This window comes from Flavobacterium luteolum (genome assembly GCF_027111275.1).
GTDB lineage: Bacteria > Bacteroidota > Bacteroidia > Flavobacteriales > Flavobacteriaceae > Flavobacterium > Flavobacterium luteolum.
Map to the genome: position 1 here is coordinate 1,189,047 of NZ_CP114286.1, position 25,749 is coordinate 1,214,795.

At 33.6% G+C, this 25,749-nt stretch carries 23 protein-coding genes; 12 read left to right on the forward strand and 11 right to left on the reverse strand.

Annotated features, from left to right (window positions below; all coding sequences use genetic code 11):
* Nucleotides 1–10: 10 nt before the first annotated feature.
* A complete protein-coding gene (locus tag OZP10_RS04880; RefSeq protein ID WP_281633749.1) occupies nucleotides 11–2,476 on the reverse strand; it encodes a TonB-dependent receptor plug domain-containing protein in 2,466 nt (821 codons plus the stop codon).
* Between the two features lie 12 nt (nucleotides 2,477–2,488).
* A complete protein-coding gene (locus OZP10_RS04885) occupies nucleotides 2,489–4,171 on the reverse strand; it encodes a M23 family metallopeptidase (RefSeq protein ID WP_281633750.1) in 1,683 nt (560 codons plus the stop codon).
* A 180-nt stretch (nucleotides 4,172–4,351) separates the two neighbouring features.
* Between OZP10_RS04885 and OZP10_RS04890 the strand changes: the two genes are divergently transcribed.
* The 3 genes from OZP10_RS04890 to rny all read left to right on the forward strand — a co-directional run bounded on the left by OZP10_RS04890 (nucleotide 4,352) and on the right by rny (nucleotide 6,709).
* Complete coding sequence (locus OZP10_RS04890) at nucleotides 4,352–4,642, forward strand: hypothetical protein (RefSeq protein ID WP_008464802.1); 291 nt, start codon at nucleotides 4,352–4,354, stop codon at nucleotides 4,640–4,642.
* Between the two features lie 4 nt (nucleotides 4,643–4,646).
* Nucleotides 4,647–4,940: a cell division protein ZapA gene (locus tag OZP10_RS04895; protein ID WP_008464801.1), complete on the forward strand. Its 294-nt coding sequence runs from the start codon at nucleotides 4,647–4,649 to the stop codon at nucleotides 4,938–4,940.
* Nucleotides 4,941–5,149: 209 nt separating this feature from the next.
* The gene (gene rny, locus OZP10_RS04900; RefSeq protein ID WP_177212248.1) at nucleotides 5,150–6,709 is read left to right on the forward strand and encodes a ribonuclease Y; all 1,560 of its coding nucleotides are present in this window, start codon (nucleotides 5,150–5,152) and stop codon (nucleotides 6,707–6,709) included.
* Between the two features lie 70 nt (nucleotides 6,710–6,779).
* Here rny and OZP10_RS04905 read toward each other — a convergent pair whose 3' ends face one another.
* From OZP10_RS04905 to OZP10_RS04920, 4 genes are all read right to left on the reverse strand, one after another.
* Entirely contained in the window at nucleotides 6,780–8,300 is a 1,521-nt protein-coding gene (locus OZP10_RS04905; RefSeq protein ID WP_281633751.1) for a PAS domain-containing sensor histidine kinase, read from the reverse strand.
* A 154-nt stretch (nucleotides 8,301–8,454) separates the two neighbouring features.
* Entirely contained in the window at nucleotides 8,455–9,351 is an 897-nt protein-coding gene (gene xerD, locus OZP10_RS04910; protein WP_281633752.1) for a site-specific tyrosine recombinase XerD, read from the reverse strand.
* Nucleotides 9,352–9,430: 79 nt separating this feature from the next.
* Nucleotides 9,431–10,012 (reverse strand): porin family protein, encoded by a 582-nt coding sequence (locus OZP10_RS04915; RefSeq protein ID WP_281633753.1) that lies wholly within the window; start codon nucleotides 10,010–10,012, stop codon nucleotides 9,431–9,433.
* 210 nt (nucleotides 10,013–10,222) lie between these two features.
* Nucleotides 10,223–10,777, reverse strand: a complete 555-nt coding sequence (locus tag OZP10_RS04920) for an outer membrane beta-barrel protein (protein WP_281633754.1) — start codon at nucleotides 10,775–10,777, stop codon at nucleotides 10,223–10,225.
* Between the two features lie 288 nt (nucleotides 10,778–11,065).
* Between OZP10_RS04920 and OZP10_RS04925 the strand changes: the two genes are divergently transcribed.
* From OZP10_RS04925 to OZP10_RS04935, 3 genes are all read left to right on the forward strand, one after another.
* Nucleotides 11,066–11,632: a porin family protein gene (locus OZP10_RS04925; protein ID WP_281633755.1), complete on the forward strand. Its 567-nt coding sequence runs from the start codon at nucleotides 11,066–11,068 to the stop codon at nucleotides 11,630–11,632.
* Between the two features lie 136 nt (nucleotides 11,633–11,768).
* Nucleotides 11,769–12,182, forward strand: coding sequence for a type II 3-dehydroquinate dehydratase (gene aroQ, locus OZP10_RS04930; RefSeq protein WP_198858214.1), 414 nt, complete (start codon nucleotides 11,769–11,771; stop codon nucleotides 12,180–12,182).
* Between the two features lie 147 nt (nucleotides 12,183–12,329).
* The gene (locus OZP10_RS04935) at nucleotides 12,330–14,819 is read left to right on the forward strand and encodes a DUF5686 and carboxypeptidase regulatory-like domain-containing protein (protein ID WP_281633756.1); all 2,490 of its coding nucleotides are present in this window, start codon (nucleotides 12,330–12,332) and stop codon (nucleotides 14,817–14,819) included.
* 253 nt (nucleotides 14,820–15,072) lie between these two features.
* Here the strand turns inward: OZP10_RS04935 and OZP10_RS04940 are convergent, their stop codons facing one another.
* The 4 genes from OZP10_RS04940 to OZP10_RS04955 all read right to left on the reverse strand — a co-directional run bounded on the left by OZP10_RS04940 (nucleotide 15,073) and on the right by OZP10_RS04955 (nucleotide 18,629).
* Nucleotides 15,073–15,948 (reverse strand): cation diffusion facilitator family transporter, encoded by an 876-nt coding sequence (locus tag OZP10_RS04940; protein WP_281633757.1) that lies wholly within the window; start codon nucleotides 15,946–15,948, stop codon nucleotides 15,073–15,075.
* A gap of 139 nt (nucleotides 15,949–16,087) precedes the next feature.
* A complete protein-coding gene (gene murA / locus OZP10_RS04945; RefSeq protein WP_144338813.1) occupies nucleotides 16,088–17,401 on the reverse strand; it encodes a UDP-N-acetylglucosamine 1-carboxyvinyltransferase in 1,314 nt (437 codons plus the stop codon).
* 201 nt (nucleotides 17,402–17,602) lie between these two features.
* Nucleotides 17,603–18,328, reverse strand: coding sequence for a DUF4290 domain-containing protein (locus OZP10_RS04950; protein ID WP_281633758.1), 726 nt, complete (start codon nucleotides 18,326–18,328; stop codon nucleotides 17,603–17,605).
* Between the two features lie 4 nt (nucleotides 18,329–18,332).
* A complete protein-coding gene (locus OZP10_RS04955) occupies nucleotides 18,333–18,629 on the reverse strand; it encodes a DUF493 family protein (protein WP_066033683.1) in 297 nt (98 codons plus the stop codon).
* A gap of 277 nt (nucleotides 18,630–18,906) precedes the next feature.
* On the opposite strand from OZP10_RS04955, the gene OZP10_RS04960 reads away from it, so the two are divergent.
* From OZP10_RS04960 to OZP10_RS04985, 6 genes are all read left to right on the forward strand, one after another.
* A complete protein-coding gene (locus tag OZP10_RS04960; protein WP_281633759.1) occupies nucleotides 18,907–19,818 on the forward strand; it encodes an alpha/beta hydrolase family protein in 912 nt (303 codons plus the stop codon).
* 492 nt (nucleotides 19,819–20,310) lie between these two features.
* A complete protein-coding gene (locus tag OZP10_RS04965; protein WP_177212237.1) occupies nucleotides 20,311–20,844 on the forward strand; it encodes an AAA family ATPase in 534 nt (177 codons plus the stop codon).
* Between the two features lie 65 nt (nucleotides 20,845–20,909).
* Nucleotides 20,910–22,805, forward strand: coding sequence for a RecQ family ATP-dependent DNA helicase (locus OZP10_RS04970; protein ID WP_281633760.1), 1,896 nt, complete (start codon nucleotides 20,910–20,912; stop codon nucleotides 22,803–22,805).
* Complete coding sequence (fmt, locus tag OZP10_RS04975) at nucleotides 22,805–23,752, forward strand: methionyl-tRNA formyltransferase (RefSeq protein WP_281633761.1); 948 nt, start codon at nucleotides 22,805–22,807, stop codon at nucleotides 23,750–23,752. The genes OZP10_RS04970 and fmt overlap by 1 nt, the downstream gene beginning before the upstream one ends.
* A gap of 180 nt (nucleotides 23,753–23,932) precedes the next feature.
* Nucleotides 23,933–24,205 carry an HU family DNA-binding protein gene (locus OZP10_RS04980; protein ID WP_008464760.1) on the forward strand — a complete coding sequence of 91 codons (273 nt, stop codon included), beginning with the start codon at nucleotides 23,933–23,935 and terminating at the stop codon, nucleotides 24,203–24,205.
* A gap of 128 nt (nucleotides 24,206–24,333) precedes the next feature.
* A complete protein-coding gene (locus OZP10_RS04985) occupies nucleotides 24,334–24,894 on the forward strand; it encodes a YqgE/AlgH family protein (protein WP_008464759.1) in 561 nt (186 codons plus the stop codon).
* On the opposite strand, the gene OZP10_RS04990 is transcribed toward OZP10_RS04985, so the two are convergent.
* Nucleotides 24,891–25,727 (reverse strand): aminotransferase class IV, encoded by an 837-nt coding sequence (locus tag OZP10_RS04990; RefSeq protein WP_177212234.1) that lies wholly within the window; start codon nucleotides 25,725–25,727, stop codon nucleotides 24,891–24,893. The two genes, OZP10_RS04985 and OZP10_RS04990, sit on opposite strands and share 4 nt — an antisense overlap.
* Nucleotides 25,728–25,749: the final 22 nt, after the last annotated feature.

Genomic DNA, 25,749 nt, shown 5'->3' on the forward strand with positions numbered 1-25,749 from the left:
GCGAAGCAGATTACAACCTCGCATTTATCTTAACGTTAAAAACCCTCGAAGTCATATAATTTGGAATCGCATATTGATTTTTTGAATACACATCACGAACCCAAGTATTCGTAATAGCGTTTTGATTATTGAAAAGATTGAAAATTTCCAATCCAACTGCTAATTCTTTAAAGTTTTTCAGCCAGCCTTTTTTTGTATTTTGCGTACTAGCATCTACAAAAACTTTTGCAAAACCAATATCAGCTCTTCTATAGTCATTCAATCGGTTTTGATATAAATACGGATCTGAATATGCTGGCGCACCACCAGGCAAACCGGTATTATAAACCAAATTCAAATATACTTTCACACTTGGAATATTTGGCATATAATCCTGAAACAGCATCGCAAATTTCAAGCGCTGATCTGTCGGACGGGCAATATAACCTTTGTCTTCGTAATTTTCTTCGGTTTTCAAATATCCAAAACTTATCCACGATTCTGTCCCCGGCACAAATTCTCCGTTTAGTCTAAAATCAAGACCTTGCGCATAAGCTTTTGCATAATTATTGGCAACGTAACGAATTCGAACATTATCTATTGAATAAACATTGACATCTGAAAGTGATTTATAATACAGTTCCGTTACCCATTTAAATGGACGGTTCCACATTTTAAAATTATAATCATTACTCAAAACCACATGAACTGCTTCCTGAGCTTTTACATTTGGATTTACAACTCCTTCCAAATCTCGTAATTCTCGATAAAATGGCGGCTGATGATATAACCCTCCCGAAATTCTAAAAACCATATCGCTATCCCAATCTGGTTTTATCGCAAATTGTGCACGCGGACTTACTACAAATTGTGTTTTTTCTTCTTCTAGAGCTCCCGCAACATTCCAACCCTGAAAACGCGCTCCCAAATGATACCAGATCTGACTCGAACCAATTTCTGATTGTTTGTTCCATTGCGCATAACCTGAAAATCGATTTATGGTATTAAAATTGGTCGCCCGAATATTTTGATATGGCAAAAGCGGTCCCGTATAAGGTGTATAAGGCTGATTATTTTTAGGAAGAATAACCAACGGTGGATTAATAGAAAACCCTGCCGAATCAACAACTTCCCACTCCACTACTCGATCTCGAATAGATTCTCTGGTATATTTTAAACCAAATTCCAATTGGCTTTCTTTCCAATCTTTAATTCCTTTTAATTCGATATTTGCAATTAAAGCATCGAGATCATTTCGAGCATGATTCAGCTGAGAACCAATTCCGCGTGTAAAATCAACTGCAGAGGCATTTTCTGGATCTTCGGCATTTACATTTCCTAAACGATATTGTGCCAAAATATCAAAATGCTCTTGTTCTGTAGTATGAAATAAAGAACTAATCAATTTAAGAGTCAGTGAAGGCGATGCTTTATAAGTAGTTTTTAAAGCACCAAAATAAGTATCGTATTGATCTTTTTCTTGTCCATCATAATAAACCGCCAGTGCCATCGGCTGATCCGCTGTTCCAAAATTTGTTTGGCGGACTAAAGGTTGATACGAATATTTATTCTGAGAAATATTTCCTAAAAAGCTCATTTGCCATTTCTCAGAAATATCATAATTTATATTGGTCTGAATATCTGCAAAAGTTGGTTTGTAGTTCGTTTCTGTATCTTGACTATTTACCAAAAGACTATTGTTTCGGTAGCGGACTCCTGTTACGGCTGACCATTTTTTATTTTTCGAAACCAAATCAACTGCAGCGCTTCCTCCTAAAAAGCTTGCCTCAAAGGCAGCACCAAACTGAGTTGGCTTTCGATAGGTAATATCTAAAACCGAAGATAATTTATCTCCGAACTTCGCCTGAAATCCACCAGCAGAAAATTCAACATTTTGAACCAAATCGGTATTGGTAAAACTTAAACCTTCCTGTTGTCCTGAACGAATTAAAAACGGACGATATACTTCTACTTCATTTACATAAACTAGATTTTCGTCATAATTACCGCCACGCACCATGTATTGTGTGCTCAATTCATTATTTGAATTAACTCCAGGAAGTGTCTTTAGAATATTTTCGATTCCAGCATTGGCACCTGGAATTTTTTTTATAGTTTCAGTATCAATTGATGTTATTCCCTGAACCCGTTTTCTATTTCCAGAAGAAACAAAAACTTCTCCCATTTGTTCTTCAGAATTGCTCATGATCGGATTAAAAACAAAAACTTCATTCGTTTTTAAACTGACAGTCAAACTCATCATTTTTAAAGAAAGGTGAGTAAAAATCAGAGAAACTTTTTTGTTTGATGGAATTGCAATTTCATAAAATCCATTTGCATCAGACTGCACATAAGTTCCTTGCGAAGAGACATTTACGCTTGCAACAGGATGTTTTTCTGCATCTAAAATCAGCCCTTTCACGCGAGCATTTTGAGCCAAAGCAATACAGCTGAAAAATAAAAAAAGAAAAGCGAATGTAAACCTATTGTAACTCAAAGATTTTGGTTTTTATTTTTGTTGACTTCTAAAAAAACGAGTTTCAAAGATAGTAGTATTTCCTACATTATCAACAACTTCAACCTTTAACACATTTTCACCTTCTGCTAAATATTGATCCTCAAAAGTATGCGTAATTCTTCTGGCTTTATTTTCGTATTCAAACAAAACCCAGCTTCCGTTTAGATAACCGTTATACGATTTTATTCCAGACAGAGAATCGCTTATTGTAAAATCAATTTTCTTTTGATCACTAATCCATTTTCCTTCAATTGGTTTTGCAATTTTAACAACTGGCGGAATCGTATCAAGAACTAAACCGTACGTTCCCAATATTTTTGCTTTCGCAGTAAAAACATCACCTTTTCTAATGGTTCCATTAAAACTTGTTCCTTTACCAATATAAAGCTTATCTCTTAGAGATTCTGGATAAGTATCGTCTTTTATGGTAATAGTAAAATTAGAATGCACAGGAACCGTATCATCGTGAATATAAACTTTGTTATTTTTCACATCAAAATTCATATTAAAATCATCGTAAAAAGTTCCAGCTGGAAAGAAAACCGACATATTATCTTTCTCAAAATTAGCATCTCTATTATATTTGATAAAATATTTTCCATTAACCGACTCTGACTCCACAAGAGGTATCGCAGCATCATATTCAATTGGAACTGTAATCGAATTCATATTTCCAAAATAATCCGATACTTCAATTTTGTAATTTGAAGTTAAATTAGGCTCTGTTTTTACAATACCGCGAAGAGAATCTGTTTTGATAATGCTTAATGCAAAAGGCGTTTTCATAAAAAGTTTCTGCACGCGCTGTCCCGATTTTTTATAACGAGAATAATCTATCAATGCATTTACATAACGCATTTCATCAAAAGAATAGGTATTAAATTGATAGTTATAATTCTGATTTCCGTTTAAAAAAGTCGACACATTAAAAACCCCATTTTTATTATGCGATACATCATCTGTATCTACCGCATTAATTCCGAAACCAATTTTTCCGTTTGCTTTCACTTTTGAAGCTAGATAAGTTCCGTCTTTTTGAAGCGCCATATTTACCAGCAAAGGCTGTTTAGACTGATTTACTGTAGCATTGTCCAATGGATAAACATACAAACTAGACAAAGTTGGCTTTTTGGTATCTTTAATATTTTGATCAAAGCCAAAGAAAATCGGGTTGATCACAAATTCTGTCTTGGTATCTCGAATTTCAAAATGAAGATGCGGCCCTTCTGATGAACCTGTATTTCCAGAAAGTCCAATTATATCACCTTTTTTAACAGGAAGCTCATCTGGTTTTGGAAACATTTCAATTTCATACGCTTTTTCCTTGTAATGCGTTTTTTTTACATAATCCAAAATTGGTCCAACTGGCGTTTGCAAATGTCCGTAAACAGATGTATAGCCGTTTGCATGAGTTATATAAATGCATTTTCCGTTCCCGAAAGTCGAAATTTTTATTCTAGAAACATATCCATCAGCTATTGCGTGTACACTTAAGCCCTCTCTTTGATTTGTTTTTAAATCAAAGCCCGCATGAAAATGATTCGGCCTTAGTTCTCCAAAATTGCCCGAAAGCTGCATTGGAATATCTAATGGAGGTCGGAAATAATCTTTTGGATATTGTGCTTGAGCAAATATAAAATTACAAAACAGAAGGGTAAGTACAGAAAATCTCATAAACAACATTTTTGCTAAGATAAAAAATTAACAGGGTAAAACCGAGGAAAATCCCCATAAAAACACAATAACTTGAATTTCATTTATTTGTCTATTTTTAATGTAAAAAAATCGATAAAAAATTGCATTAATAAAAAGGAATACTAACTTTGTATGATTAAGTAATGAATAGGATGTATAATGAGTGTAATTGCAGAAATAATTGATACTCTTGAATATAAAGTTGAAAAGCTATTTGAAAAATCAAAGGCTTTTGAACAAAACAATCAAGTATTACGATTAGAACTAGCCAAAGCTGCGCAAATTATCCAGAAACAATCTGAGGAAATGGAAGCTTTAAAGAAGCAAAATGAAACACTTAAGATAGCCAATTCGTTGCTTGGCAGCGACAATAACAAGAGAGAGACAAAGCTTAAAATAAATTCATTAATTCGCGAAATTGATTACTGTATAGCGCAACTATCAGATTAATAATATGGACGGAAAGCTTAGAATTAAAATATCAATTGCCGACCGCGTTTACCCACTTACGGTTGAACCGGCTCAGGAAGAAGGACTTAGAAGTGCTTCTAAAAAAATTGATGCTATGATCAAGCAGTTCGAAGAAAATTACGCGGTTCGTGACAAACAAGATGTTCTAGCCATGTGTGCATTACAATTTGCATCGCAAGTAGAACAAAAACAGATTGATAATGCAATCGATGGAGAGGAAACTATCGAAAGAATTAAAAGATTAAACACGCTTTTAGATCAATATCTCGAAAATTAAACGTTCTTTACAGAAACTAAGATACTGCCTACATTAGTTCACAATTGGTAAACTCAACACTAACAATTTAGAATGAGCAAATCGTCGCTACTATAGTATGCCCTCCTTTTGGCTGGGAAACTTGAACAGTGAGTTAGCTCAAAACTTGTCTTTACGAGTTTATACAAGCAATTAATGTAGGCTTTTTTTATATATAAACCCTAACAAACATGGACATCATAACGATCATCATTGGTATTGTAGGTATTGCAGCAGGATTTGCAATAGCTAAAATTATCGAGAAAAGTAATATTTCAAACCTAATTAAAAACGCTAAAAAAGAAGCAGCTTCTATCTTAAAAGACGCTAATTTAGAGGCAGAAAACATCAAAAAAGATAAAATTCTTCAAGCAAAAGAGCGTTTTATCGAACTAAAATCAGAACACGAACAAGTTATTTTAGCACGTGACAAAAAAGTGGCTGAAGTAGAAAAACGCGTTCGCGATAAAGAATCTCAAGTTTCTAACGAACTTTCTAAAGCTAAAAAAGTAAACGACGATTTTGAAGCAAGAACAGCTGAATACGAAAACAAAATTGAAGTTTTAGACAAAAAACAAGCTGAAGTTGAAAAGCTTCACAAAAGCCAATTACAGCAATTAGAAGTAATCTCTGGTCTCTCTGCAGAAGAAGCAAAAGAGCAATTAGTAGAAGGCTTAAAAGCTGAAGCTAAAACAAAAGCAATGTCTCATATTCAAGAAACTATTGAAGAGGCGAAGCTTACTGCACAGCAAGAAGCTAAAAAAATCATCATCAACACTATTCAAAGAGTTGGAACGGAAGAAGCAGTAGAAAACTGTGTATCTGTTTTCAATATAGAATCTGACGATGTAAAAGGTAGAATTATCGGACGTGAAGGACGTAACATTAGAGCGCTAGAAGCTGCAACTGGAGTTGAAATTATTGTTGACGATACACCAGAAGCAATTATCCTTTCTTGCTTTGATCCTGTTCGTAGAGAAATTGCGCGTTTGTCTCTGCACAAACTTGTAACTGACGGACGTATTCACCCAGCACGTATTGAAGAAGTAGTCGCTAAAACAGCGAAACAAATCGATGATGAGATTATCGAAGTTGGTAAACGTACCGTTATTGACTTAGGAATTCACGGTTTACATCCTGAATTAATTAAAGTTGTGGGTAGAATGAAATATCGTTCTTCTTACGGACAAAACTTATTACAGCACTCAAGAGAAGTTTCTAAGCTTTGCGGTATTATGGCTGCAGAATTAGGATTGAATGTAAAACTGGCAAAAAGAGCTGGTTTATTACACGATATCGGAAAAGTGCCAGATACAGAAAGTGATTTACCACACGCACTTTTAGGTATGCAGTGGGCTGAGAAATACGGCGAGAAAGAAGAAGTATGCAACGCGATTGGAGCGCACCACGACGAGATTGAAATGAAATCTTTATTGTCTCCAATTATTCAGGTTTGTGACGCTATTTCTGGAGCTAGACCAGGCGCAAGACGTCAGGTTCTTGATTCTTACATCCAGCGTCTAAAAGATCTTGAAGATGTAGCTTACGGATTCAGTGGAGTTAAAAATGCTTATGCAATCCAAGCTGGTAGAGAATTGCGTGTAATTGTAGAAAGTGAAAAAGTTTCTGATGACAACGCTGCAAACTTATCTTTTGAGATTTCACAAAAAATCCAAACAGAAATGACTTATCCTGGACAAGTAAAAGTTACAGTTATTAGAGAAACTAGAGCTGTAAATATTGCTAAATAATCTAAGAAAAAATAAATAAAAATAAAGGCTGTCAATTGACAGCCTTTATTTTTATCTACTATCTAAAGCTCTACATATCATTAAAAATGATTTTAAAGCTCGTTCCTACTCCTACTTCACTTTCTACTTCAACAGTTCCTTTCATCGCTTCAATTTGATTTCTGGTGATATACAAACCTATTCCACGTGCTTCTTCATGTTTATGAAAAGTTTTATACATACCGAACAACAAATCACCATAGACTTTTAAATCGATTCCAAGTCCATTATCTGTAATCTTAAGTGACTTAAAACCTTCTGGCTCGATTGCAAAATCAAAAGTAATTTCAGGATCACGATTTGGATGTGCATATTTGATTGCATTTGTGGTAAAATTCAACAAAACGCTCTCCATATAAGCCGGATTAAAATTAATCGTTAAATACTTAGGAACATTGTTTATAATTGTCACTTTACGCTGTTTATCGTAGCCTTTGATCGTCGAAATAGTTTTTTCGATATACTCGCATAGTTTTAACGGAACCACAGCAATATTAATATTGCTCTGCGTTTTAACAATTTGGGTAAGATTTGAAATAGTGTCATTCAAATCGTTAGAAACGGCTCGCAAATATTCCAGCATTTCTGCTACAGTCTGTTTACTAACATCGGCATCAATAAGATCTAAAATCGATTTTATATTTCCTGCCTGTGTATTTAAATTGTGAGAAACAATATGTGAGAAATTCAACAAACGGCTATTCTGATCGCTATACAGTTTCATAGTTTTCATAAGCTCAAGTTCTTTTTCCTTTTGAGCCGAAACATCTGTATGCGTTCCAATTACACGTAAAGGTTTTCCATTTTCGTCACGTGCAATCACTTTTCCACGGTCCAAAATCCATTTATAATTACCACTAGAAGTCATTACACGATGATAATTTTCGTAAAACGGAATCTTATTATCAAAATGATCATGAATATCTGAATAATATTTTGGGAGATCATCTGGATGCACAATTTTATCCCATCGCTCAGGATCGTCAAAAATATCAGCAGATTCTAGCTCCAAGATTTTAAGAGACAAAGAAGAATAAAAAACGCTATTTGTAACCATATCCCAATCCCAGATTCCAGCGGTAGAGGCATCGAGAGCAAATTGAAAACGCTCTTCAGAAATTCGAAGCTTTTCTTCCTTATCTTTCAATTCGGTAATATCTGAAACATGTCCGTAAAAAATCACACTTCCATTTGCCGAAGATTCTGTTTTTGAAGAAACCCTAAACCAGCGAATTCCTTTTTTAGGAAGAGTCGCTCTAAACTCTATTTCCCAAGGTTTTATTTCTTTTCTAGCTTTGACCAAAGATTGAAAAAAAAATTCACGATCCTGAGGTAAAATTCGATCGTAAACTATAAACTTCATATCGTTATTAAAATCTGCCGCAGAAAGTTCAAATATTTCATCTGCCGATTTACTTACAAGGGGAAATGTGTAATTATTATCCGCATCAATAACAAACTGAAAAAGCAGGTCGGGCATCTCGGCCAACAATTTTTTATAAAAATTATTTACCTCTAAGCAATCGTCATTTCCATATAAATCAAAAACCATATACTACTTCTTTTATGTAAATAAGATATTCAGAACTTATTCGGAAAAAGCAAAGATAAACTACAACGTTTTAGTGCTTTTTATTCAAATTAAGACAAAATTTTAACACAATATATAAATTTTCAAATCAAAAACATATCATACTGCAAAAAAATTATTTTCTTGGATGAAAACTATACATTACTTCTTTCAAAAAACTGCGATCCAGATGCACATAAATTTCAGTTGTTGTAATTGATTCGTGACCAAGCATCAACTGAATTGACCTTAAATCGGCACCATTTTCCAGTAAATGTGTTGCAAAAGAATGACGCAGTGTATGCGGACTGATACTTTTTTTTAAACCCACTTTCTGAGCTAGATCTTTAATAATCGTAAATATCATAGCTCGAGTCAATTGACCTCCTCTTCTATTTAGAAATAAGGTATCTTCGGCTCCTTTTTTAATATTAAGATTACAGCGGACAGCATTTCTATACAAATCAATATATTTCTGAGTTAAAGGTCCAATTGGAACAAAACGCTCTTTATTTCCCTTACCTGTAATTTTAATAAAACCTTCATCAAAGTAAAGATCCGAAATTTTGAGTGAAATCAGTTCAGAAACACGAAGTCCGCAACCATAAAGCGTTTCTAGCATTGCACGGTTACGCTCTCCTTCATTGGTACTTAAATCGATTGTTTCAATTAAAGTATCGATTTCCGGAAGCGATAAAGTATCGGGTAATTTGCGACCCGTTTTTGGAGCTTCAATTAATTCTAAAGGATTATCATTTCGATAATCTTCAAAAACCAAATAATTAAAGAAACTTTTGAGTCCAGAAATAATCCTTGCCTGCGATCTTGGATTAACTTCTTTGGCTACCGTATAAATAAATTGCTGTAAAGTTTCGTCGGAAATTTTTATTGGAGAAACATCAATCTGATTGGTTTCTAAAAACAGACATAAACGTTCAATATCAAAGCTATAGTTTTCGATCGTATTTTTAGACAAACCTCTCTCAATCCTCAAATACGACTGATAATCTTTTATATATCTGCTCCAATTCATATTTACAAAGTAAGTGATTTTTTGGCATAAAAAAACCTTCCGTTATCGGGAAGGTTCTTTAAATATTTAAAAATTCAGATTAGAATTTGTAAGCCAAAGAAATCTGGAAATTACCATTTTTCGCACTATCATACAAATCTTCTGAATCATCAATGTTGTCATCCCAAATAGGAGATAATCCCACAGTATAACGAAGACCAACTGAAAAATTATCAGTAAAACTATAACCTGCTCCGAAATTAAATCCAAAATCCACCGATTTCGTATCGTCTTTAATATCAAAACTATCAGATTTAGCTGATAGCAAAAAACCAAGTTGTGGACCCGCTTCTACGCTAAATTTTTTGTCAACAATATAATACTTCGCCAAAACTGGAACATTTAAATAGTTTAATTTTACATCCTCATTAGTTCCAAAAGGTCCATCAAATTTAGCTCCTTGAGTAGAGAATAAAAGTTCTGGTTGAATATAAAACTTTTCTACGACGTGGATTTCAGCTAAACCACCAATATGAAATCCTACTAATGAATTAGCATCTCTCACATCACCACCAACAATACTTGAAATATTAAGACCTCCTTTTATTCCAAATCTTGTTTCCTGAGCATTTGAGAATGCAAAAGCCATAATTGCAATGGCAGATAAAATAATTTTTTTCATTCTAATTTGTTTTGGGTTAAATTAATGAGTCCAAATATAAAAATATTCTTCATAAATCTATATTAGGAATTTAACAAATAAAATAGTAACTAATGTACTAATTGTTAATTTTCAATTAAGCCAATTTAAAAATTAGAGTTTAAACATAAAAAAAAGACCTTCCTTAAAAATTAAGGAAAGGCCTTTAAAAAACTAACTAAATGTTTTTTATTAGAATTTGTAAATTACACCAAATGCTACATCTCTTAAATCAGTTCCAAAACCAAAAGTGTTAGTTTTGTCAGCACCATGTCCGCCATTGTTGTTTACGCTGTATCCTAAACCAAGCCAAGTAGCTTCAATCGCAAAATGTTTAGACAAGAAATAGCTTAAACCTAAACCAATATTCGCACCAACTTCGTTCGCTTTATAATCACCGTTTTTTGAGTTTGTAAAATCAAGACCAGCCTGACCATAAACAGAAAATTGAGAAACTGGAGTAAAATAATATCTACCAAATGCCCCAACTGTAAAATCATTAGTTTTGTCATCACCGATTTTTGTCGATCCAAAACCTAATTTACCTCCAATAGCAATATTTTCCGTTACAAAATAACCTACACTAGGAACAATAGTAAAGTTGTTTTGTTTAGCATCTCCTTCTTTAGTTGAACCTACATTGAAAGCCCCAGAAACAAATACATCACCTTTAGAAAATCCTTCTGTTTGTGCGTTTGCAAAACTAAACCCCATTACTGCAATAGCAGCCAAAACAATTTTTTTCATAATTTTTAAAATATTATTTGATTAATATTCCGTAAAACTAAGATTCCGCTTACAAAAAAACTCCACAATAAGTTTAAAAAGTATTAAAATAAGGCAAAAATAAAGTCAGCTTGGACTTGTTGAAAATCAAAACTTTAAAAGAGAAAAAGAAAGATTTTATAGATTAAAAATCAATTTGAGTGGGAATTTTAGTAATTATTTAATCCAAATTATAATGCAATAAAATGCTAAATATGTAGTTTTGAACTTGAATAACATTTTAAAATACCAATTTTTAAAAACCTTTTTATGAAGAAAATACTTTTAGCAGCTGTTTTGTTTATTGCAACATCAGCGGCAGTACAAGCACAATTATTGAAATTAGGGGTAAAAGCCGGAGTTAACTTTGCAAGCCAGCCTGGTGATGCAACATTAAATGGTGTAGCGTTTGATAAAGATGGAATCACAAGCTTTCATGCTGGTGTAGTAGCTGAAGTAAAATTATTAGAAAAATTCGCAATTCAGCCAGAGCTTTTGTATTCTACTCAAGGAGCAACTTATAAATTTTCTGATGCTCAAAAAGATTTCGAAAATAAATTAGCGTATTTATCGATTCCTGTAATGGCAAAAATCTACATGACTAAATCATTAAGCTTAGAGGTTGGTCCACAAGCCTCATTTTTATTAAGTCAAAAAAATGATGTAAGATTTGACGATGCAAATACATTTGATTTTGCTCTTAATGCTGGTTTAGGTTTAAAAATTACAGAAAGCATTTTTGTTCAAGGGCGTTACAGTCTAGGATTAACAGACGCTTCTTCAAATGCAGACATTAGAAACTCAGTAGTTCAGCTTTCAGCTGGATTCATGTTCTAAAAGAATAATATCACATACTTTTATAAAAACCGCTCTAATTATTAGTGCGGTTTTTTTATTTTTACACTTATGTGTGAAATGTCATTTATGAAATGTAAAATGCATCACATTACTTAATTAAAAACGAAATTACTTTATGAAAATCTGCATTATCAACGGACCAAATTTGAATCTTTTAGGAAAACGCGAACCAGAAGTTTACGGAAGCCAGACTTTTGAAGATTATTTTGAAACGTTGAAACAAAAATTCCCAAACATCGAACTTTCTTATTACCAAAGCAATATTGAAGGCGAACTGATTGGTAAAATTCAAGAATGCGGTTTTACTTTCGACGGAATTATTCTGAATGCTGGCGCTTACACACACACCTCAATAGGTTTGGGCGATGCTATGAAAGCTGTTACAACTCCCGTAATTGAAGTGCACATTTCAAATACTTACGCGCGCGAAAGTTTTAGACATCAATCCTATTTATCTGGAAATGCTAAAGGCGTTATTTTAGGTTTCGGTCTAAAAAGTTATGAATTGGCTATACAATCCTTTTTATAGTATAATGTCATTTTGAGCAAAGTCGAAGGCCTTTAAGACTACTGACTTCGACTTTCCTCAATCAGACAAACTCTCTCATTCAATTTAACAAATTATTAATAAGCTCAGATTTAACTTATTATATTTTTGTAAGATAACCACACCTGTATGAGAAACTATACTTTATTTGCCTTTCTATTTTTTTCGCTTTCCAATTTTGCTCAAATAAGAGGAACTGTAACAGATGATAAGGGAAATCCGCTTCCATTTGTGTCCGTTTTTGAAGAAAACACCTATTCTGGAACTACCACAAACGAACAGGGAAAATATCAGCTGAATGTAAAAGAAGTTGGAAGAAACAAAATCACTTTTCAATATTTAGGCTATAAAACTCAAAAAATAACCGTCTTAGCAGCAACGAAAATTGTCAATTTAGATGTTAAACTCCAGGAAGAAAGTTTCGCATTAAATGAAGTTATAATTGATCCTAAAAACAATCCCGCAAACGACATCATAAAAAGTGCTATTGCGCATAAGAAAGAAAATCTAGGTAAAACAGGACGTTATACAGCCGATTTTTATTCAAAAGGAATGTTTAAAGTAAAAGATCTTCCAAAAAAAATCCTCGGTAAAAAAGTAGAACTTGGTAATGATATGGGCGCAAATTTAGATTCTACAGGAACGGGTATTTTATATTTGTCTGAAACTGTTTCAAAAGTTGCTCTTGAAAAACCAGACAAACTAAAAGAAAAAATTATTGCTTCAAAAATTTCTGGCAACAATCGAGGCTACAGCTATAACACGGCTGCCCTATCTAATTATGACTTCTACGACAACACTTTAGATTTTGATGTAAAACTCATCTCTCCTATTGCCGACAATGCTTTCAATTATTACAAATACAAACTGGAAAGCACTTTTTATGATGACAATAACCAGCAGATTAATAAAATAAAAGTTATTCCGAGACGAGATAAAGAACCTGTTTTTGAAGGCTATATTTATATTGTAGACGACAGTTTTGCTATTTATGCCGTTGATTTAGATATCAAAGGGTATCGAATGAAAAATGAATTTACAGAAGTAATGAATCTAAAACAGAGTTTTAGATTCATTACTAAAAATAAAATCTGGTCTAAAAATGCACAGACTCTGTCTTTTAATGCCGGTATTTTTGGAATAAAGTTTTCTGGAAATTTCAATTATGTTTATTCTAATTATGAATTTCCTGATGCTTTCGACAAGAAAACTTTCGGAAATGAACTTGTAGCTTTTGAACTTAATGCCAACAAAAAAGATGATGCTTTCTGGAATGAAATCCGTCCCATTCCGTTAACAATTGAAGAAAGTAATGATTATGCTAAAAAAGACAGTTTGCAAACCATTAGAAAATCAAAAAAATATACCGATTCTATTGATGCCAAAAACAATAAGTTTAAGGTTTGGGATATTTTAATGGGTTACGATTATAAAAATACTTTTAAGAAATATTCTTTTGATTATAAAGGTTTATTGAATGTTGCTTCTTTAAGTTTTAATACTGTGCAAGGTTTTAATTTGGATTCGGGTTTCTCTTTCAGAAAATGGGATGAAGAAAAAGGAACAAACACTTCTATAAGCACAACTTTTAACTATGGTTTTTCAGACGAACGCTTTCGCGTAATTGGCGAATTCAGCCATCGATTCAATACTATAAATTATGCGACAGTTTGGGGTTCGGGAGGAACAAAAACGGCTCAGTTTAATAGTGCCGAACCTATTTCTAAACTGATCAACTCTGTAAGCTCCTTATTTTTTAAAGACAATTATATGAAGTTGTACAACTTGGAATTTGTTGAAATCAATTATGGGCAAGATATTGCAAATGGAATGAATCTTACGGGAAAAATTGGCTACGAACAACGAAAACCACTTTTCAACACAACTGATTATTCTTTCTTTAAAAAAGATGATGTTTATTCCTCTAATAATCCCTTGGCTCCAGACGATTTTACAACACCTGCTTTTAATCAGCATCATTTGTTTAAAGCTCTTATAACAACTAGAATCAATTTTGGCAACAAATACATTTCTAGACCTGACGGAAGATTTAATTTCAAAAACGATAAATACCCGACGGTTTACCTAGCTTTTGAAAAAACATTCGCAGCGAGCGAAAAAAAGTATGAATATGAAAGAATTGGAGCTTCTGTTCAATATGATTTATCACTTGGAAACAAAGGTCTTTTAGGAACCAATTTTAGAGGTGGAAAATTCTTTAACGCCGAAAACATTTCCTTTATAGATTACAGACATTTTAACGGAAACCAAACTCATATTGGAACAAGTGAACGTTATTTGAATGTTTTCAACATGATGCCGTATTATTCTAACAGCACAAACGATAGCTACTTTGAAATGCATACAGAATACAATGACACAGGTTTTATCATGAATAAAATTCCGTTACTAAATCTTTTAAAGTCAACTATGAATATTGGCTTTCATTCCCTTGCGATTCCAGATCGAAAACCATACTCTGAATTCACTATTGGTTTAGATAATTTAGGTTTTGGTAAATTCAAATTATTCCGAGTGGATTATGTGCATTCTTACCAAGGCGGCATCCAACAAAATGGTGTTGTATTTGGATTGAAGATTTTGAATGCGTTGGATTAATAAGATACTAAGGTTCTGAGATGCTAAGATTCTAAGTTTTCTTTTAGTACTTAATAGTATTTTTTACCCGGCTAAGCGAAGTCAAAACCCAAGTGTAGCTTTTTAAACTTCAAAAAAAACTGCTTGATTTACAATCTGGTTTCAATTAGATTGTAAATCAAGCAGTTTTTTAAATTAATCTTTGTCAAAGTTTAAAACTTTGACAAAGAAAAAAAACTTAGAATCTTAGCATCTCAGAACCTTAGAACCTCTTTCAATGATAATCATCTGGCTCTATATGAATCAAAACATTTCCTAACTGTGGAATTTGTTCTTTCAATTTATCTTGCAGTTTATGAGATAAATCATGACCTTCTTTTACAGAAATTTTAGCCGAAACTATGGCGTGAAGATCAACATGATAACGCATTCCTGCTTTTCGGATATAGCATTTTTCTGTTCCAAGAATTCCTGGAACTGTCAAAGCAACGATTCGGATTTCTTCTACTAAATCATCGTTTAGGTTTTCATCCATGATTTCGCCAAGTGCAGGTCTGAAAATTTTGTAGCTGTTATATAAAATGAAAAAAGCCGCAAATAGTGCTGCCCAGTCATCAGCAGATTCGTAGCCTTTCCCCATGACCAAAGCAATGGAAATTCCGATAAAAGCTGCTACAGAAGTTATAGCATCGCTTCTATGGTGCCATGCATCGGCTGCCAAAGAAGAACTATTGGTTTGTCGGCTACGTTTCATTACCAAGCGAAAAGAATATTCTTTCCAGATAATAATTGCACCTAAAACATACAAAGTCCAAGATTTAGGTAAATCGTGTGAAGTTCCAATATTGGCGATACTTTCATAACCAATAATTGTTGCCGAAGTAATTAAGAACCCAACAACCAAAAAGGTAATTAGAGGTTCTGCACGGCCGTGACCGTAAGGATGATTTTCATCTGCCGGTTTATTCGAATATTTAATTCCAAACAGTACCAAAAATGACGCAAATATATCCGTCGTTGATTCAATTGCGTCAGCAATTAAGGCATAAGAATTGCCAAAAAAACCTGCGAGACCTTTTATAAGGGCCAGGCAGGTATTTCCTATTATACTAAAAATAGTAGCTTTTACAGCTTTTTGTTCGTTTGTCATTTAAAGACATTTTTTTAGCCACGAATTCACGAATTAAACGAAATTTAGAATTTATCTAATTTCTCTAATTTTTAAAATGAAATTAGTTTAATTTGACTTTAAAAATTTTGAATTAGTTTAATTCGTGGCAAATATTTTTTTAAGCTCTCACGATTTTTGCGCCGATTGCTCTTAAACGCTCATCTATACGCTCGTATCCACGATCGATTTGCTCGATATTTTGAATTGTACTTGTTCCTTTTGCAGAAAGCGCAGCAATTAATAATGAGATTCCCGCACGAATATCAGGAGAAGACATTGTTGTTGCTTTTAATTGAGATTCAAAATTATGTCCCATAACCACGGCTCTGTGCGGATCACATAACATAATTTTCGCGCCCATGTCTATTAATTTATCCACGAAGAATAAACGGCTTTCGAACATTTTTTGGTGAATTAAAACATCTCCTTTAGCTTGAGTTGCTACAACCAAAACAATACTTAACAAATCAGGCGTAAATCCAGGCCATGGAGCATCAGCAATTGTTAAAATAGAACCGTCGATATCAGTTTTTACTTCATACCCGTCTTTGTGAGCAGGAATATAAATATCATCATTACGTTTTTCAACTGTAATTCCTAGCTTTCTAAACGTATTCGGAATCAAACCTAAGTTTTCCCAGCTTACGTTTTTGATTGTAATTTCGCTTTTTGTCATAGCCGCAAGACCAATCCAAGAACCAATTTCGATCATATCAGGAAGAATTCTGTGCTCACAACCTCCAAGACTTTCAACACCTTCGATAGTCAATAAGTTAGACCCAACTCCTGTGATTTTAGCTCCCATCGAGTTCAGCATTTTACATAACTGCTGTAAGTATGGCTCGCAAGCTGCGTTGTAAACTGTAGTTGTTCCTTTTGCTAAAACAGCAGCCATCACAATATTTGCAGTTCCAGTTACAGACGCTTCATCCAAAAGCATATCTGTCCCTTTAAGACCTTCCTTAGGAGTTTCTACTCCATAAAAGTGATCTTCTCTGTTGTATCTAAATTTTGCACCAAGGTTAATAAAACCTTCAAAGTGAGTATCTAATCTACGACGTCCAATTTTATCTCCTCCAGGTTTTGGAATATATCCTTTTCCAAAACGAGCCAAAAGCGGACCAACAATCATAATCGAACCACGAAGCGCTCCTCCTTCTTTCTTGAAAGCTTCAGTTTCTAAATATCCAACATTAACTTCATCTGCTTGAAAAGTAATTGAACCTGGTTCGTTACGTTGAATTTTCACCCCTAAATTCCCCAACAAAGTGATTAATTTATTGATGTCTATAATATCAGGAATGTTATTAATTTTTACTTTCTCTCCTGTTAGAAGCACGGCACATAAAATTTGTAATGCCTCATTCTTTGCTCCTTGTGGAGTGATTTCTCCTTTTAAAGGAGTTCCTCCTTCGATTTTAAAAATTCCCATAGATCTTGTTTAGGTTCTTTCAAAGTTTCTAAGATTCTGAGATTCTAAGATTCTAAGTAAAAAAACTCAGCAACTTAGTAGCTTAGCAGCTTAGCAGCTTTTTTTTATTTTTGTTTTTGTTTATTTTTTAAGCATCTAAGTAAAAAAAACTTAGCAACCTAGTCCCGATAGCTATCGGGATAGCCTCTTAGTAGCTTTTTTTTACTTTTGATTATTATTTTTTTGAAATGTCTTTTTTTGACCGCCTTTGTTGTTGTTATTTTTGTTGTTCTGAATTTTTGGCTGTGCACCAGAAGCTGTTTTATTAGACATGCGTTTGTTTGTACGCATTAAGTCTGTTGTATTTAAAAGCTCTTCTGTGCTGTGTAATAAATTGATTTTACCTACAGATAATTCATATAAATGTTCAAAAATCACATCATCTTTTACGGTGTCTTTGTTCCAGCTTAAGAAAGATTTTTTCATGTGGTTGGCAATTACCATTACCAATGCATTTTTCATTTCGCCTTCTTCCCATTTATTGGCAACATCAATCATATATTTGATATTGTTACCATAAAATCTATACTTTGGAAAGTTCTGTGGATACTGTAAAACATCTGGTTTTAACTCCAAAACTTCTCTTGACGGAATTGGATACGGAGATTCTACATTCAATTTAAAATCAGACATAATAAAAAGCTGATCCCAAAGTTTATGCTGAAAATCTGGCACGTCACGCAAATGCGGATTCAGACTTCCCATAACCTGAATGATATATTTTGCGGCTTTATTGCGCGTTTCATCATCTTCGATTGCAGTTGCCTGATCAATCAGTTTTTGTAAATGGCGACCATATTCTGGGATAATCAAACGTTGTCTTTCAGAATTGTATTCTAAATTATACACAACGTCGCTTGCTGCTTCTCTTTTATATTTTTCGATCATAAGTTTATAATGAAACTATACCTTCAATTGTAGAAACTTCTTTGTATTTACTAATCACATCGTCTGAGCTGTGCATCGTAACGTCTACAGAAACACTGGTAAATTTACCTGTTTTAGATTTTGTTGTTTTAATTACCGCACCCATTCGATCAAAAGCTTTTTCGACACGTTCTACATTGTCTGCTACAGAAGGCACAATAAATTTGTATAAATATTCTGCTGGCCAAGTATTTGCGTTATCTAGCTCTACTTTTAATCTTTCGTAAAATTCGGCGGTATTTTTTTCTTTATCGTTCTCCATTCGTAATTAAAAATAAACGCAAATATACGGTTTTGATTTTAGACTTTTGAGTTTAGATTTTAGATTTTTTTGGGGCTTAAAACTTTGTTTTAAAGGAACAAAGTTACAAAGGTGTAAAGGTGCAGAGAAAAAAGCAATCGAAGATTATTTCTTTGTAAAATTTACTGCTATATTTGAGAAAATAATCTGCCGAAATCTCTCGCAAAGTCGCAAAGAGATTTCTTTAAGTTTAAAACTTTGCGTCTTAGCGACTTTGCGAGATTAAAAACACAATGCAATGAAAAAATTCCTTTTACTTTTTATCGTCCTTATATTCAACAATATTCAAGCACAAGAAGTCAAAACACTGACTTATTTCCAAAACGACACTTTAAAACTAGATTTAGATCTATATCTGCCAAAGAAAAAAGCTGGTGAAAAAATTCCGCTGATTATGTTTGCTTTTGGTGGCGGATTTTCTGGCGGAGAGCGTACAAGTGAAAAAGATTTTGGAAAATTCATGTCGCAAAATGGCTATGCCGTTGCCAGTATTTCGTACAGTTTATATATGAAAGGAAAAGATTTTGGATGCAAAGGAACTTTAACCGAAAAAATAAAAGCAATCCAAATTGGTGTAAGCGACATGTGGCAAGCGACAGCTTTCTTAGTTGAGAATGCTGATAAATATAATCTTGATACTTCAAAAATCTTTATTTCTGGAATTAGCGCCGGTGCCGAAATTGGTTTTCATGCTTCATTCTGGGATTATAAATTAATGAACTTATACAAAAGTAATCTGCCTGAAAACTTTAAATACAAAGGTTTCATCGGAGGTTCGGGAGCAATTCAGGATATTAATCTGATTACAAAAGAAAAAGCAATTCCGATGTTATTGGCTCACGGAAACAATGACGACACGGTTCCATACGCTGCAGGTTCGCATCGTTCTTGCCCGACAAATGCTTCGGGCTGGCTGATTCTTTTTGGCTCTTATGCGGTTTACAATCAAATGAACGATTTACATAAAGACATCGAACTAATCACTTTCTGTGGCGGTGGACATGAATTCTCTGGTTATCTTTTCCACCAAGGACAGCAATATGTTTTGGATTTTGTGAATGATGTTTTGAATGGTAAAAAATTCCAATCGCATGTGATTGTTCCTTCTAAAAATGGGAAAAGTTCCGGAAAATATTCATTTTGTGAATAGTTTTTTTGACTAAAGCCAGTTAAAACCAACGGCAATTCAAATAAAAATAGCTCCCGCGGAGCAAAATGTTTATAGCAAATTTCAATTTCTCGCATATCAAAAGCTCCAGCGGAGCGGCATATAAATTATTCAAAAGGTGTCGCCCCGCTGGGGCTTTTTAATAAATAATCAATTTTGTTTTCTATAAATATGCAGCTCCTCCGGAGCTTTTTAACCTATGACGTCCCTATTTTCTCTATAAATATGTCGTCCCTTTGGGACTTTTTTGTTTCGTAAAATTATATTCATAAAATAATTCCAAAAACAAAACCATCTCTCCTTTTTAGCCCTGATGGTAGCGAAAATCCTTTTGCTTTTTTCTTTAAAAAGCAAAAGATTGGAGCGGACAGCAGGAACCCATGACTGCTAAAAATGCCAAATCTTTCGCTTCAAGTAAATATTCTTTTTAATTATAAATAAGTTTAGGTAAATTTGCGCTTTATTTTTAGAATAGTGCAAAAAGAAATTATAGTCTTGCTTGGCGGACCTGGTACTGGAAAATCAACACTTATTAACGAATTGGTAGCTCGTGGCTTTTGCTGCTATCCAGAAATCTCTAGACAGGTTACCATGAAAGCACAACAGGAAGGCATTGAGCAGCTGTTTCTTGAACAGCCTCTTTTATTTAGCCAAATGTTGCTTGAAGGTCGTATTGAACAATACAAAAATGCTCTTGAAGAACCTGACAATGTGGTTTTTATTGACCGAGGAATTCCAGATGTTGTTGCTTATATGGATTATATTGGCGACGAATATCCGGAAAGTTTCGTTAAGGCTTGCGAGGACTATAAATATTCTAAAACTTTTATTCTGCCGCCATGGGAAGAAATTTACCAAAGCGATGCAGAGCGTTATGAAAATTTTGAACAGGCAGTTAAAATTCAGGAGCATCTTGTTGAGACCTATAAAAAATACGGTTACGAACTAATTGAGGTTCCAAAAGATACGGTTGAAAACAGAATTCTTTATATCTTAGACAAAATTTAGCAAAAGGTTTTAAAGTTGCAAAACTAGAAGCTGTTTTCTAAATTTTTAACTTTAAAACTTACGCAATGCTCGGAGCGCAGGATATTCTTCTAAAATACTGGAAACACGACAGTTTTAGACCGTTGCAAAAAGAAATTATCGATTCGGTTCTTGAAGGACAGGATACTTTTGCAGTACTTCCGACAGGCGGAGGAAAATCGATTTGTTTTCAGGTTCCAGCCATGATGCAGGAAGGAATCTGTCTTGTTATTTCTCCTCTGATTGCTTTAATGAAAGATCAGGTTGCCAATCTGCAGAAAAGAGATATTAAAGCAATTGCTCTTACGGGCGGAATTCACACCGAAGAATTGATTGATCTTTTGGACAATTGCCAATATGGAAACTATAAATTTCTCTACTTATCGCCAGAGCGTTTGCAGTCAGATTGGATTCTGGAGCGCATTAAAAACCTTCCCATCAATTTAATTGCTATTGACGAAGCGCATTGTGTCTCGCAATGGGGTCATGATTTTAGGCCTGCATATCTTAAAATTTCGGAACTGAAAAAGTTCTTCCCTAAAATTCCGTTTTTAGCTCTGACTGCTACAGCAACTCCGAGAGTTATTGAAGATATCAGAACGCAGTTAGAATTAAAAAATCCGAGACATTTTCAGCAGTCGTTTGAGCGAAAAAATATCGCGTACATGGTTTTTGAAGTCGAAGATAAATTATATCGTACCGAACAAATCCTTAAAAAGAATCCGCAGCCTTCTATTATATATGTACGAAATCGCAAAGCATGTTTGAACATGTCTTCTCAATTGCAATCTTTAGGTTTTACATCAACGTATTATCACGGCGGACTTTCGTCTAAAGAAAAAGACAAAAACATGCAGTTGTGGATGTCACAGCAAGCGCAGGTTATTGTGGCAACAAATGCTTTTGGAATGGGAATTGACAAAGACAATGTTAAAACCGTTATTCATACACAGCTTCCAGAAAACATAGAAAACTATTATCAAGAGTCTGGGAGGGCGGGACGAAATGGCGAAAAAGCTTTTTCGGTTTTGCTTTACAATAATTCAGACATGATCCAAACCGAACAGCAGTTTATAAACATTCTTCCCGATAAGAAGTTTTTAAAAACTATGTACATCAAACTCTGCAATTATTTTCAGATTGCATATGGCGAAGGTCTTGATGAATCTTTTTCATTCAAGTTGAATCACTTTTGCAATAAATACGACTTCCCTACCCTTAAAACGTACAATTCTTTACAATTTTTAAATCAGCAGGGAATTATTACGATGTCTCAAGAATTCTCAGAAAAGATTAGCGCTCAATTTTTAATAGAATCTAAAGAAGTCATTCGATACATAAGTTTGAATCCGAATGACGAAGAGATTATACTGGCTATTTTGAGAACTTATCCTGGAATTTATGACGTTAAATCTAATCTGAATCTTGGTTTAATTGCTAAAAAATCTCATCACTCGGAAGAACAAGTTACAGCACTTTTAGAGAAATTAAGAGAGAAAGAAATTATAGAATACAAGTCTAAAAACAACGACGCTACTATATTATTTAATGAAATCCGCGAGGATGATCTTACTATAAATAGAGTTTCGAAATATTTAGAGAAACAAAACGAGGTTAAAAAAGAACAGCTTTTGTCGGTTCTTCATTATATAAAGGATAACAAAACCTGTAAAAACAGATTGGTTTTGAATTATTTCGGAGAAGAAACAACTGAAAATTGTGGCATATGTTCTTATTGCATTACACAAAAAGGAAAAATCACTGAAGCCGATTCGATTGCAGACAAAATCCTTTCTTTGCTCAAAACAGCTTCGTTGACTTCGAGAGAAATTGAAAATCAAATCAAAATGGACACAAAAGACATTATTACGGTTCTTCAAGAATTGCTCGAAAACAATCATATCATTATACAAGCGAATAATAAATACACTTTAAAATCATAATGGAGAAATTGAGAATTATATTTATGGGAACGCCAGAATTTGCCGTTGGCATTTTGGATACCATTATTAAAAATAACTATGACGTTGTTGGCGTAATTACTGCTGCAGACAAACCAGCGGGACGCGGACAAAAAATAAAATATTCAGCTGTAAAAGAATATGCGCTTGCCAACAACCTTACTCTGTTACAGCCAACCAATTTAAAAGACGAAAATTTTTTAGCAGAATTAAAAGCGTTAAATGCTAATCTACAAATCGTAGTTGCTTTTAGAATGCTGCCAAAAGTCGTTTGGGAAATGCCAAGTTTAGGCACTTTTAATCTTCATGCTTCTTTATTGCCAAATTATCGAGGAGCTGCTCCTATCAACTGGGCTATTATTAATGGAGAAACTAAAACTGGTGTTACAACATTCTTTATTGATGATAAAATTGATACCGGAGCTATGATTTTAAATTCTGAAATCAATATTGAACCAGAAGAAACGGCAGGACAACTGCATGATCGTTTAATGCATTTAGGAAGCACAACTGTAATTGATACTTTAAAAATTATTGAAAACGGAAATGTAACCACAACAATCCAAGAAGATAGCGACGATATTAAAACGGCATACAAACTAAATAAAGAAAACTGCAAAATTGATTGGACAAAATCTGGAGCAGAAATTAATAACTTGATTCGCGGTTTAAGTCCGTATCCTGCTTCTTGGTGCTATCTAAAAGACCAAAATGAAGAACTTAACATCAAAATTTACGAGGCAAAACTACTCTCAGAATCACATTCTTATGAGACCGGAAAGTTAATTAGCGGTAAAAAAGAAATCAAGATTGCAATAAAAGAGGGCTTTATTCAGTTATTAAGTCTACAATTTCCAGGAAAAAAGAGAATGCTTGCTTCAGAATTATTAAATGGAGTGAGTTTTTCAGATGCTGCAAAAGTGTATTAAGGTCAGTAAAACAGGGGTTTGTACCTGTTTTTAATCGATAAACAACACTCTTTATGAACAAAAAAAGCAAGTTATTAACAATTTTTGCTAAAAATAAAGAAAACACTTGCACGCAACGGATTTCCTACTAAATTTGTGTATTAACAATTTTTTTTAACCAACAATTAATAACTAATTATTATGAACAAATCAGAATTAATCGATGCTATCGCTGCTGATGCAGGAATTACAAAAGCTGCGGCTAAATTAGCTTTGGAGTCTTTTTTAGGTAATGTAGGAACTACTTTGAAAAAAGGAGGAAGAGTTTCATTAGTAGGTTTCGGATCATGGTCAGTATCTTCTAGAGCTGCTAGAGACGGTAGAAACCCTCAAACAGGAAAAACTATCAAAATCGCAGCTAAAAACGTTGTAAAATTTAAAGCTGGTGCTGAATTAGAAGGTGCAGTGAACTAAGTAAGAAAGTTCTCTAAACTTATAATATAATTAAAACCTTCCTTCTGGAAGGTTTTTTTATGCGGTTTAACGATTTTTTTTGTGATTTTAATTTTTTTATGATTAAATTTAATAAAAATTGTAACCGTATGATTTCAGAAAAATTAAAAAAAGGACACCTGCTTATTGCCGAGCCTTCAATAATTGGAGATTTATCTTTTAATAGATCGGTAATTTTATTAGCAGACCATAACAAAGAAGGATCAATAGGTTTTATAATTAACAAGCCATTAAAATATACCATTAATGACTTGATTCCTGAGATTGATGCTAACTTTAAGATATATAACGGCGGCCCTGTAGAACAAGACAACCTTTATTTTATTCACAATATTCCTGAGTTGATCCCAAATAGTGTTGAGATTTCAAACGGGATTTATTGGGGTGGAGATTTTGAGTCAACCAAAGACTTAATAAACAACGGATCTATTAGTAAAAATAATATTCGTTTTTTCTTAGGTTATACTGGCTGGGAAGAAAATCAGCTTGAGAATGAGATGCAAGGAAACTCTTGGATTATTGCTGATAATAATTACAAAAATAAAATTATCGGAAAATCGACTACCCATTTTTGGAAAGAGCAGATTATTGAGCTTGGCGGTGATTATCTTATTTGGTCAAACGCACCAGAAAATCCATATCTGAATTAATTTTCAGAAATGGATTCGTTTAGTCGCTGCACTAATAAATGAGCCAGATTTGTTGTAAACTCCTTTTTTCGATATTTAGTTATCGGCTGTATTCCCGTGATTACATTAGTCAGAAATAATTCGTCTGCTTTTTGAAGATCAAAAGGCGAAATTATGTCTTCTACAACTTCTATGCCTTCAACTTTTTTAGCCAATGCTAAAATTTGCTTGCGCATAATCCCGTTTAAAGCACCTTCTGAAACTGGAGGTGTAATAAGCTTGTTACCTGTTACCATAAAAATATTCCCCTGAAGTGCTTCTACAACATTTTTACTATCATTCAGTAAAATACAATTTGCAAGATCATTTTCACTTGCATAAATACTTCCTGTAATATTGATCATCTTATTTGTTGTTTTAAGAGATGATAATAATTGTTTTGTTACATAGAAGTCTTTATACAAATCTACTTCGTATTCGTTTGTATTTATACTGTAGGCTTTATTTCCAAGAGAAATGGCGTTGATTAAGAATGAAATATCATTGCTTTTTGGAAGATACAAACCGCCATCATTTCTGAAAACAGTAATCCTTGCACGTGCTGAAGAGGCAATATTTAATTGATTAACCAAATTAAGAATTTGCTCTTCAAAATATTCCATTGTAAAATCCATAGGAATCGTCATTCTGACTACACGCATTGAAGCCATTAATCTAAAATAATGATCTTCAAGGAACAAGATTTTTCCGTTGACAATTTTTACTGTTTCGAATATTCCGTCACCATATAAAAAAGCGCGGTTTAGAGTTAGTATATTATCTTCCTTCGCTATATTTCCGTTAAAATTAATCATAAAAAAACCCTGAATTTTGTTC

Coding starts and splice junctions, on each gene's coding strand:
- OZP10_RS04905 (WP_281633751.1), bottom strand. CDS start 8,300: ATGGTTTTTGATTTATATGGAAATGACGATTGCTTAGAGGTAAATAAT.
- OZP10_RS04960 (WP_281633759.1), top strand. CDS start 18,907: ATGAAAAAATTCCTTTTACTTTTTATCGTCCTTATATTCAACAATATT.
- murA (WP_144338813.1), bottom strand. CDS start 17,401: ATGGGAATTTTTAAAATCGAAGGAGGAACTCCTTTAAAAGGAGAAATC.
- OZP10_RS04895 (WP_008464801.1), top strand. CDS start 4,647: ATGGACGGAAAGCTTAGAATTAAAATATCAATTGCCGACCGCGTTTAC.
- xerD (WP_281633752.1), bottom strand. CDS start 9,351: ATGAATTGGAGCAGATATATAAAAGATTATCAGTCGTATTTGAGGATT.
- OZP10_RS04955 (WP_066033683.1), bottom strand. CDS start 18,629: ATGGAGAACGATAAAGAAAAAAATACCGCCGAATTTTACGAAAGATTA.
- OZP10_RS04990 (WP_177212234.1), bottom strand. CDS start 25,727: ATGATTAATTTTAACGGAAATATAGCGAAGGAAGATAATATACTAACT.
- OZP10_RS04885 (WP_281633750.1), bottom strand. CDS start 4,171: ATGAGATTTTCTGTACTTACCCTTCTGTTTTGTAATTTTATATTTGCT.
- OZP10_RS04925 (WP_281633755.1), top strand. CDS start 11,066: ATGAAGAAAATACTTTTAGCAGCTGTTTTGTTTATTGCAACATCAGCG.
- OZP10_RS04915 (WP_281633753.1), bottom strand. CDS start 10,012: ATGAAAAAAATTATTTTATCTGCCATTGCAATTATGGCTTTTGCATTC.
- OZP10_RS04890 (WP_008464802.1), top strand. CDS start 4,352: ATGAGTGTAATTGCAGAAATAATTGATACTCTTGAATATAAAGTTGAA.
- OZP10_RS04985 (WP_008464759.1), top strand. CDS start 24,334: ATGATTTCAGAAAAATTAAAAAAAGGACACCTGCTTATTGCCGAGCCT.
- OZP10_RS04970 (WP_281633760.1), top strand. CDS start 20,910: ATGCTCGGAGCGCAGGATATTCTTCTAAAATACTGGAAACACGACAGT.
- OZP10_RS04980 (WP_008464760.1), top strand. CDS start 23,933: ATGAACAAATCAGAATTAATCGATGCTATCGCTGCTGATGCAGGAATT.
- OZP10_RS04950 (WP_281633758.1), bottom strand. CDS start 18,328: ATGATCGAAAAATATAAAAGAGAAGCAGCAAGCGACGTTGTGTATAAT.
- rny (WP_177212248.1), top strand. CDS start 5,150: ATGGACATCATAACGATCATCATTGGTATTGTAGGTATTGCAGCAGGA.
- OZP10_RS04920 (WP_281633754.1), bottom strand. CDS start 10,777: ATGAAAAAAATTGTTTTGGCTGCTATTGCAGTAATGGGGTTTAGTTTT.
- OZP10_RS04935 (WP_281633756.1), top strand. CDS start 12,330: ATGAGAAACTATACTTTATTTGCCTTTCTATTTTTTTCGCTTTCCAAT.
- fmt (WP_281633761.1), top strand. CDS start 22,805: ATGGAGAAATTGAGAATTATATTTATGGGAACGCCAGAATTTGCCGTT.
- aroQ (WP_198858214.1), top strand. CDS start 11,769: ATGAAAATCTGCATTATCAACGGACCAAATTTGAATCTTTTAGGAAAA.
- OZP10_RS04940 (WP_281633757.1), bottom strand. CDS start 15,948: ATGACAAACGAACAAAAAGCTGTAAAAGCTACTATTTTTAGTATAATA.